The following is a 1,615-nucleotide window of genomic DNA, read 5'->3' as shown; positions in this document are numbered from 1 at the left end:
TGATGGCCGAGCGCTACCTGGCCGAGCATGCGCCCGAGGCGGTGGGGTAGTCCATGGAGGCCATTCTCGAGATTATCCCTCCCCTGACTGCTCTTTTGGAGATGTTTGTATGGAAAGCGCATCGTTAGCACAACCCCGCCCCAGTGTGCAGTTCTTCAACCCGGCCTGGTTTACCTCGGTGATGGGCACGGGAGTGGTGGCGGTGGCCTTGTGGCAGTTTGGCCAGCAGTTGGGCTGGCTCAAGCCCCTGGGCCTGTTGGTTTATGTACTGACCCTGCTCATGCTGGTGGGTTTGTTGGCGGTCTGGCTGGTCAAGGCCGTCCGGTTTCCCCAGGCGGTAGCCAGAGACCTGCACCATCCCTTGCTCTCACAGATGCTGCCCACCCTGCCCATTGCCCTGCTGGTGGCAGCCTTTGCTTCCTGGCAGGTGGGGCCCGCTTTGTGGGGAGAGACCACAGCGACTGCTCTGGCTCAAGGCTTATACCTGGTGGGTGCGCCCTTGATTTTTGTACTGGGGATACTGGTGGCCTTTGTGGTCTTCAATCGTCTCGAGCTGCCCCTCGAGCAGGCCAGCGGCGCCTGGTTTATCCCGCCGGTCTCGGCCCTCCTGGTACCGCTGGTGGGCGGACTACTGCTGCCCAGCTTTCCTGCCGCCTGGCAGAAGGAAGTGTGGCTGTGGAACGGCCTGTTCCTGGGGGTGGGGCTCTTGCTGTTCGTCTTCGTGCTGACCACCTTATTACAGCGCTTGTATGGGTATGGGCGGCTCACCCCCCACCTCCTGCCCTCCCTCTGGATTGGGCTGGCCCCGGTGGGGCTGGCTATTCTGGCCCCCTGGCGCTGGCTCGAGGGGGGCGCCGCAGCAGGTTTGATCTCCGAAAGCTGGCTCACGGCCCTGCCGGTGCTGGGTGTGACCCTATGGGGCCTGGGTGGCTGGTGGTTTGTGCTGAGCCTGCTGGTCTTGCTGGATACCCTGCTGGTAAAGGAGCGCCGAGCCGCGTTCCACTTTGCCCCTGGCTGGTGGGGATTCATCTTTCCCCTGGGGGCCTTCACCCTTGCGACCCTGGCCCTGGGCAGAGCCTGGGAGTCGGCCATGCTGGCCCTGTTTGCCTGGATTTTGCTACTGGCTTTGCTGGGGTTCTGGCTGGTGGTGGCGCTGCACTCTACTCGAGCCTGGGCAGGGCTGTCTGCGTTGCAGCCCCCCAGCAGATAAGCCGCACCATTTTGAAGAGGACAAACCCTGGAAGCCAACCTCCTGTCGTGGCTCGCGCATTGTCGCATTACCCGAAGGCAGGCCGAGCATGGTGCCGTTCTCCTGCATCCATCAAACAAAGCGATGTTCCCCAAAACTGATCAAACGGGCGGTTCCCTCGAGAGCTTGCTGCAAAGGATTTCCTGGTTAGGAGTTTGCAGTGCACGAAGAGGCTCACAACGGAACGATATTTTTAGATGAAATCGGAGAAATGGCGATAGAATTGCAAGCCAAGTTGCTTCGAGTATTAGAAACCGGAGAATATATCAAAATAGGTGAAACCAAACCGACATCTGTAAATGTTCGTATCATTGCAGCAACCAACCGAAACTTGCCGGAAGAAATAAATGCAGGGCATTTCAGGGA

Annotated in this window: 2 protein-coding genes; both read left to right on the top strand. The window is 59.5% G+C overall.

The genetic code is table 11. From position 1 onward, the window contains the following. The first annotated feature begins 109 nt into the window (after positions 1-109). Positions 110-1,210, top strand: coding sequence for a C4-dicarboxylate transporter (locus Q0288_RS14785; protein WP_299431968.1), 1,101 nt, complete (start codon positions 110-112; stop codon positions 1,208-1,210). 199 nt (positions 1,211-1,409) lie between these two features. Next, positions 1,410-1,615: sigma 54-interacting transcriptional regulator (locus tag Q0288_RS14780; protein ID WP_299431965.1), on the top strand; the 206-nt coding region annotated here is incomplete at its 3' end.

Origin of the sequence: uncultured Meiothermus sp., from assembly GCF_937863175.1 — a bacterium.
In the GTDB taxonomy this organism is placed as follows: domain Bacteria; phylum Deinococcota; class Deinococci; order Deinococcales; family Thermaceae; genus Meiothermus.
The sequence above is the reverse complement of the archived record's forward strand: the minus strand, read 5'-3'. Positions and strand labels throughout refer to the sequence as shown.